Annotated in this window: 6 protein-coding genes and 3 pseudogenes; 4 read left to right on the plus strand and 5 right to left on the minus strand. The window is 37.3% G+C overall.

The genetic code is table 11. The features are described from left to right. From ACYVEC_RS30390 to ACYVEC_RS30400, 3 genes and pseudogenes are all read right to left on the minus strand, one after another. Positions 1–349, minus strand: a pseudogene (locus ACYVEC_RS30390) (IS4 family transposase); the annotation flags it as partial. A 184-nt stretch (positions 350–533) separates the two neighbouring features. Then, positions 534–2,396: a GMC family oxidoreductase gene (locus ACYVEC_RS30395; RefSeq protein ID WP_080468712.1), complete on the minus strand. Its 1,863-nt coding sequence runs from the start codon at positions 2,394–2,396 to the stop codon at positions 534–536. A gap of 483 nt (positions 2,397–2,879) precedes the next feature. Then, on the minus strand, positions 2,880–3,137 hold the full coding sequence (locus ACYVEC_RS30400; protein ID WP_063224688.1) for a zinc ribbon domain-containing protein: 258 nt from the start codon (positions 3,135–3,137) through the stop codon (positions 2,880–2,882). A gap of 288 nt (positions 3,138–3,425) precedes the next feature. On the opposite strand from ACYVEC_RS30400, the gene ACYVEC_RS30405 reads away from it, so the two are divergent. Together ACYVEC_RS30405 and ACYVEC_RS30410 are read left to right on the plus strand one after the other, a co-directional pair. After that, entirely contained in the window at positions 3,426–3,980 is a 555-nt protein-coding gene (locus tag ACYVEC_RS30405; protein WP_098557316.1) for a GNAT family N-acetyltransferase, read from the plus strand. 145 nt (positions 3,981–4,125) lie between these two features. Then, positions 4,126–4,509 (plus strand): annotated as a pseudogene (locus ACYVEC_RS30410) (IS4 family transposase); the annotation flags it as partial. Here ACYVEC_RS30410 and ACYVEC_RS30415 read toward each other — a convergent pair. Beyond that, positions 4,510–4,638 (minus strand): annotated as a pseudogene (locus ACYVEC_RS30415) (exosporium leader peptide-containing protein); the annotation flags it as partial. 136 nt (positions 4,639–4,774) lie between these two features. Between ACYVEC_RS30415 and ACYVEC_RS30420 the strand changes: the two are divergent. Both ACYVEC_RS30420 and ACYVEC_RS30425 read left to right on the plus strand, forming a co-directional pair. Next, positions 4,775–5,308, plus strand: coding sequence for a hypothetical protein (locus tag ACYVEC_RS30420; RefSeq protein ID WP_063224686.1), 534 nt, complete (start codon positions 4,775–4,777; stop codon positions 5,306–5,308). A gap of 24 nt (positions 5,309–5,332) precedes the next feature. After that, entirely contained in the window at positions 5,333–5,716 is a 384-nt protein-coding gene (locus ACYVEC_RS30425; RefSeq protein WP_063224685.1) for a hypothetical protein, read from the plus strand. 618 nt (positions 5,717–6,334) lie between these two features. Here the strand turns inward: ACYVEC_RS30425 and ACYVEC_RS30430 are convergent. Continuing rightward, positions 6,335–7,642 (minus strand): BclA C-terminal domain-containing protein, encoded by a 1,308-nt coding sequence (locus ACYVEC_RS30430; RefSeq protein WP_460509565.1) that lies wholly within the window; start codon positions 7,640–7,642, stop codon positions 6,335–6,337. Positions 7,643–7,824: the final 182 nt, after the last annotated feature.

The following is a 7,824-nucleotide window of genomic DNA, read 5'->3' on the forward strand; positions in this document are numbered from 1 at the left end:
TGAATCTAAAATACGAATACGCTTGAAAACAGAAGTGTATGGAGAAGAAATCGGCATAGATGCGGCCAATTTTTTGCTTAGTAGTTCGGCTAGTAGGTGTTGTAAAAGTTGGACGGCCGCCTTATTAAACCGTTGATGCTTCTAAACAGCTAGATAACTGAGTTAAAGAAGTCATAGCTACATTTTGGCTCACCCATACACATAAAGCGACTAAATCTTTTGCTTGGTACTTACTAGTTCGTTGTACAAAACCAACATCTCTAGCAAGATCCCGTAAGGTATTTGGAGATAAAAAACTTTGAATCTCTTGAGCAAATAGTTGTAATTCATCAGATACAGAAATAGACATACAAAAACGCCATCCTTTCCTATGATTCTATAGAAAGAATAACGTATTTTTTTCATTTTGAGGATATTTCTTTTTATTAGTTTGATAGCGATGGGGTTCGTCCCCACAAGGCAAGCCGCATTCTAGCCAAAACGCAATCTTTAGATCGAAAAATAAGAATACAACCAATGAATAAATATTTAATTTATATTTTTTTAATCTCATTTTCGTAATCTTCAAGTTCCTTATCTGTCATTACATATGGAGAGGGATACTCTTTTATAAACCGTACCGCATTTAGTCCGATCATCTGGGCAGCGGCGGACGGCTGACCATCTGGAATAATAGGCGAAATGGACAAATCGGCAACCTTAAGATTTTTGGTACCAAACACATTGAGGAATCCATCGACAACCCCTTCTTGAATCGTCTGTCCCATCCGACACTGCCCGCCTAAAGAGAAGTTCGTGTAAGAGGCTTTGACATAATTCTCAAGCTGCTGTTGTTTGTTGGGATCATTGTTAGGTAGCTGGAATATACTTTCCGGAGGATATACAACTTTCCCAATTCCGTTATTTGGGTATTTCAGTGAATCTCTAGCCTCTACAATAATATTATAAATTCTCTTATATTGATCGACCATATATGTTAGGTCATTGGGATCTTCCAACGGATTGAAGTTAAGAGATGGATAAGCCTCTGGATCGCTATGTTCCACTAACACTGTACCCCTGCTTTTTGTATTCACGTCTACAATACCAAAACTCATGATACTTGGAGTAGTTTGGAAAGTTAAATCTAAACTCCAACCATTGCTGATCACATCTGGAGCAGGGATAAAAAATGGGATAGGAGCCCCTATCAGTTGGAGACGACGACTTTCTAGTAGATTCATTGGATTCTCTGCTTGGAAAGCACCTAAGATAAGTGGAAAGTTGGGATCAGCAAAAAATATAGGAAGAATTTGAGAGGTATCTATTTCAACTCCTAATCCAACATAACCATGGGTTTGAAGATTGTGACCCACATTTGGACTCTCTATAAATGTTGGTATACCTGCTTTAGCCAAATCATTCGATTTACCGATTCCTGAACGTTGTAGAATGACTGAGGAAAAAAATCCTGCAGAGACGATAATGCCTTTTCTTGCAAACCTTCTATGTGAAACACCATCCTTGACAAATTCAACACCAACCGCAATGTTCAGTCCATTTTTTTTCTTAAATAAAATTTTGTTAACGGTTGTTTTAGCTAAAATAACTAACTTTCTTCCACCAACTCCAAATTCATCTGGATGGAACTGGTTTCCTTGACTGACAATATGGTCATTTAAATAACCTGTTGCCGTTGAGGATCGGACAAATTGACCGGGGCTAACTTCTTTTTGAATAATTTGCGATTTATAAAATGCACAATCCCTTATGCCGGTATTATAGTCCACAGCAATCGGCGTTCCCAATACAGTGTTTGTTGCTTGAACTAACGTATTGATCAATCCATTAGGGGGAATACTCTGTTGCCTAATAAAGATTGGCCCTTGTGATCCTCGTTCATCAGGGTCTTGTGTCGATCCTGTATAGGTTTCATTTTTTACAAATAAGGAGCTAATCTTGTCGTAACTCCATTGATTACCAACAAGACTTGCCCACTGATTATACAACTCTTTACTGCCACGTACGGCGTACATGTCACTAATTTCTGAACTTCCCCCTATGGCGCGACCATTTGTTGCAATAAGGGTACGTGCAATAGTCGATTCTAATTCAGAAGTAACATTAAAGCTAAACCTGTTACCTCGAGTTGTATTAATGGCCGCAAGAACGCTAGGATTACTTAGCTCATTCGTCATATTTGTTCCTGCTTCTAGCACTAGTACAGAAGTACTTTTGTCATCCGTTAATTCTTTGGCGATTACCCCTCCAGCAGTTCCGGCACCAATCACGATATAATCAAATTTAGTAGGGTCTATTGGTTTTATAGGCTCTGGAACTGCACAAGGAAATGCACAAGGAAATAATGAATAAGGAAATTCGCAAGGATTAAAACAATTTCTATTTTTTGATGGCATAAATAATCAAGCTCCTTTTTTGCATTTAGTATATTAAATGCAAGAAAGAATCTGTCTCTTGTACCAGTGTCTTTATTTATTAAAAAATGTATGTTCTATACATGTAAAGTTAATATAACGCATCATTATCAATAGACAATAACGGATAGAATTTTCGTTTTGGGGAATTTTGATTCTTTAGGTTGATGGGCATGGGGTAGCACCACATTGCCATCAACCTAAGATTTTGAAGTCCCCCCAAAACGAAATTTTTATCTCTCTACAGCTGATTGTGAGAACTAAGCTTATTTTTAACTTATGATTTCACAGTTTCAAAAAGAAAAACCACAGCAATTGCTGTGGTTTTTCTTTTAATGATCTAAACTATGTTGTGAATGCTCATAGCATTATACGTTGGATTTCGAAAAAAGTGTTAAAATGTAAACTTTTAAATAAATGTACTAGGTTCTAAATAACGCATGATAACATTATATAACCAATAAACTATTTCCAACGATCTAATTTAGGAATATTTCTTACAAGAAACTTAGCAAGAAATTTAGGGGTTTTTATATTTTTTATTAAATGTTCTTGTACAAATTGTTGCATTTGTATTGCTGTAATATCTTGAACAAACTTACCATCCATATAACAATGACTACAATATTTAACACTTTTATTCCCATTACTTTCTGTACCTCCACCTAATTCATCTTTCGAAAGAGGCATTCCACAACTTTGACATACTTTATATTTTTTCATCAAAATTCTCCTTTGAAAATTACCCACATCAAATAATAAACAAGTGTACAACAACATAACAAATTTATAAAGAGGTAACTCCACATTGCTATTCAGCTAATAAAAAGAAATACCCCATGCCCATCAAGCTAAGATTTTGAAGTGCCCCCATCGCTATCAACCTAAAAAATCAAAATCCCCCCATAACGAAAATTCTATTCATTGTTGACTACTTATAATGATAGGTTATGTAAACTTTACATGAATGAGGTATATAATATATAAATAATGATTAACTGAGGTGAGAGTATGGAAGATACATATAAAATCCCAAAATTAGAAACAAAGCGTCTTTTATTAAAAAAACTAGATTTGCATGATTTAGATGATTTATTTGAAGTCTATTCGGATCCTCAAACAACTACATATGTACCTCGAGAGGTACATAAAAATAAAGATGAAACTCGTATTTTTTTAGAAAATACGATGGATACAGCTAAGAAAGGTAAGTCTTTCATATGGTCTATTATCTTTAAGGGGGATCAGAAAGCTATTGGAACCTGTGGCATCTGGAAATTATCACACAGTAGCGTTTCTTTAGGAGCCGTTATTAACCCGCTGTATTGGGGAAAAGGAGTTATCGTTGAAGCTTTAGAAGAACTAATAAAGTTTGGCTTTCAAGAATTAGATTTAAATCGTATTGAAGGAAGATGCGACATAAGGAATACAGCGTCTGAACGAGTTATGCAAAAGCTAAAAATGACATATGAAGGAACATTGAGACAAAGTGTAATGATCAATGGTATGTATTGCGATTCTAAGGTATATTCTCTTTTAAAACATGAATACGGTAACTTTCGATAACGAAAATTATGTAAATATGTAATGTTATCAAACGACTAAATGAGGTACCGTCACATTGCCATAAAGCTAAGGTTTCACACTATTCATTAAGCAAAAAAGACGTTATTCTTACTGTAGAATTATAGGAAAGGATGGCGTTTTTTGTATGTCTAATTCTGTATCTGACGACTTACAATTATTTGCACAGGAGATTAAGAGTCTTTTATCCTCAAATACCTTACAGAATCTAGCTAGAGATGTTGGATTTGTACAGCGAACAAGTAAGTATCAAGCACAAGATTTAGTAGCTTTATGCGTGTGGCTTAACCAAAGTGTAGCAAAAACTTCCTTAACCCAGTTATGTAGTTGTTTAGAAGCATCAACAGAAGTACTCATAAGTCCTGAAGGACTAAATCAAAGATTTAACGCCGCAGCCGTTCAGTTTCTACAACAAGTATTAGCTAAACTTATGAACCGAAAATTATCTTCATCTAGGTTGTTATCTTCACCCTATACTTCTATTTTTAAGAGTATTCGCATCTTAGATTCAAGGTCCAGTATCGCCGGTAGCTCCAGTAGCACCCGTTGAACCAGTAGGAAATTGAAAGGGTGGAACAGGTGGGAGTGTAGGTCCAATTGAACCTGGATTTAATGCAGCGGAGGATAAAAACTCGTCCAATATAATTCACCTCTAAAAAATTCATATTACTAATAGTAAATGTAGGAGTAGAACAAAGTGAAATGGACAAACGAGGAAATAGACAATGGAATTTTAATAAAAGCGTCATTTGATTAAAAAATTGGGGGAATGGGAAATGAACAAGGATATTCAGTTTTTAAAGGATTTGCAGAAGGAGTTAAAAACACAGGAAATCGATTGCCAGGCGGCACCTCGGTTTTGGGCTTTAATGGATTATAAATGGGTTGTAACTGCAGAAGGGTACCATGAAAGAACATCATTATACTTTATTAACTCTTGCGAAGCTGTAATTGTAGATGATTACGTAAAAGAAATTATTAACGATGAAATTGAACATGAGCTTACTGAAGAACAGATTGAAGATTTAAAGGAATTGCAAGAGTTCGCTTCAGAATACGATCTAGTCGAGTGGATTAAAGAAAACATCGATGAAGATTGCTATTTAGTATATGAAAAGGAAGAAGCATTCATTGTTGAAAATACGATGTTCTTAACTAAAGCGGAAGCTAAGAAGCACATTGAATTAAACAGACATCATTACACAAGAAAGGTCCACACATACGCTATGACGGCATGGCGGGCGCCAAAAGTGGAACGATTGTTGAATATATTAGAAACATTTGATTGGGATGAAGTTAGTACAAAATAACCATTTTTAAAAGGGGGAATTAAGGTGGACAAGCAAAAACGGATTGAAATCGTAAATTCACTTATTAAATATTTTGCGGATCATGAGAGAGAATTCTTTCGTTACAAAGATAGTATTGCTCATTTTAAACACGACGGTAGAAACCTCTGGTACGTTGACCACGGCACGAATGTTCCAATGCGTATGACAAGAAGTTCTTACATGAACAAGAAACAGGAACATAATTTCACTGGTGGCGGAACTATGTGGGGGTTAATTAGAGATTTTACGGACTTTATTTTCGGTAATGATAATTCAAACGGTAAAAATGGCTACGGTGGATTGTACTGTACTCATTGGGGATGGTCAGAAGAAGGAATGGAAAAGATGCGTGAATATGCAAAGGAAATCGGATATTTAAAAGCTTAATAAAATAGTTATTGTATAATGACAAAAATTAAAGAACCTGTTAGCTATAACAGGTTCTGTGTACAAGGAGTTCAAGGAATACAAGGAAACTGGTCCAGAGAAACCTGTGTATTCTTTGGCTTAATAGTAATGTATTCAAAGCAAACAAAAAAATGAATAAAAGTTAAATAAAAGCCTTATTTAATAAAAAAATCGCGTACGAAAAATGTACACGATTATATAGAAACTATGTCTTGCGTGCTCATTGCATTGTATGTCTATTGTATGTAAAACGTGATACATTGCAATAAATTAAAAGAGAACTTTTGACAGTGCTCTTAGGACCAAGACTCTTACTGTAAAAGAGTACAGGATAATATATGTGACTTTTTTAAGAAAGTGAATCATTTGACCAGAATTTTTATTTGAAAACTAAAGAGCGCTTTTTAAGGCGCTCTATGACTAAGCTTTATATAAAGGTGAATATGATTATTGTATGTATGTTCTTAATGTATGTGCAGTTTTTAAACAAAATCGTTATTTTAATTAAAAGAGCAGCTAGCAAAAGCTAACTGCTTGTTAAAAAAGAATCCACTCTAGGTTATTTACTGCCAGAGTTTCAAGAAATAAATGATTAAATTAATTTAATTTTTCAATTACAATCGAAGCATTTATATTTGTTTGTGTTCCACCTGCTAAAGTCTGCAAAGTAACCGCAGCAGCGGAAGTATGATTATTAAGGGTAATAATATCACCTGCAGCTAAAGCGAGGATTGTTTGGCCGTTGTTTGGTTGAGTCCCTGCACCTGATCCATAAACTGCGCTGGTAACCGGAGCACCATTTAAAAAGAGCGTAAATTGATTAGGTTCAACTCCTGATACAGAAAAAGAAATCTTATAATCTCCTGCATTAATAACCATAATCTGAGAAGTTCCAGGAGTATGAGTAAAACCAGGTGTCATTAAACCATTCGAATTAAAAAGAATAGGTGCTTCTAAGGCAACAACTTGAGCTGCTGTATTGAAAATATAAGCGTATTGAGATAATCCAGATACTGTAAGACCGGTAGGCCCAGTAGGTCCGGTAGCTCCAGCGGTTCCTGGTAATCCAGTAGGCCCAGGAATGCCTTGGATGCCTTGGATACCTTGAAGCCCAGTTGGGCCAGTCGGGCCGATAGGTCCAATAAGTCCTGGATTACCTTGAATACCTTGGATACCCTGAATTCCAGTCGCCCCAGTTATTCCAGTGGGTCCAATAGGACCAATAGGCCCCGGATTACCTTGAATCCCCTGAATCCCTTGACTTCCTTGAGGTCCAGTGGGGCCAGGAATCCCTTGTACGCCTTGAATACCTTGAAGTCCGGTTGGTCCTGGTGACCCAGTTGGTCCAGTGGGTCCAGTCACTCCGGTTGGTCCTGGTGGTCCCCCGGAAGGTCCAGTCGGGCCCGTTGGTCCTGGTGGTCCCCCGGAAGGGCCGGTAGGTCCAACAGCTCCAGAAGGTCCAGTTGGACCTACAGAACCAGGGATGCCAGGAACCCCTTGAGGGCCGGTCGGGCCAGGAATCCCTTGAATGCCAGGAATCCCTTGTACGCCTTGAATCCCTTGAATTCCAGTGACCCCCGTTATTCCAGTCGGTCCAATAGGACCTTGAATGCCAGGAATGCCTTGGATGCCTTGGATACCTTGAATTCCAGTAGGTCCAGTTGGACCAATAGATCCAGAAATCCCAGGAATCCCTTGAGGTCCAGAAATACCTTGAGGACCAGTAGGTCCCAGGTTACCTTGAATTCCAGTAGGTCCGGGAGCACCAGTAGGCCCGGTCGGTCCCGGAGGTCCACCTGAAGGTCCGGTAGGCCCAGTAGCACCGGTTAATCCAGTAGACCCGATTTGAGGCAACGGAAAGGCACATGGAAATGGGATGTGACATTTCTTTTTAAATTTACTCATTTTTACACCTCCGTTATAAACTAACTAGCCGATTTATATTTATACTTTAACAACTTATGAGCAAGCAGATATAAGGGTGTAAGGAAAAAAACTATAAAAATCACATGAAAGGTTTTAAGAGCAAGCCTCTATTTCACATTCCATACAAAAAAGAGCACCATATTGAAGTGACCCCTAAAAGT

The organism is Bacillus sp. MN7755 (assembly GCF_054771475.1).

Bases quoted from the DNA above. Each gene is read 5' to 3' on its own strand.
- ACYVEC_RS30395 (WP_080468712.1), bottom strand. From the start codon at position 2,396: ATGCCATCAAAAAATAGAAATTGTTTTAATCCTTGCGAATTTCCTTAT.
- ACYVEC_RS30400 (WP_063224688.1), bottom strand. From the start codon at position 3,137: ATGAAAAAATATAAAGTATGTCAAAGTTGTGGAATGCCTCTTTCGAAA.
- ACYVEC_RS30405 (WP_098557316.1), top strand. From the start codon at position 3,426: ATGGAAGATACATATAAAATCCCAAAATTAGAAACAAAGCGTCTTTTA.
- ACYVEC_RS30420 (WP_063224686.1), top strand. From the start codon at position 4,775: ATGAACAAGGATATTCAGTTTTTAAAGGATTTGCAGAAGGAGTTAAAA.
- ACYVEC_RS30430 (WP_460509565.1), bottom strand. From the start codon at position 7,642: ATGAGTAAATTTAAAAAGAAATGTCACATCCCATTTCCATGTGCCTTT.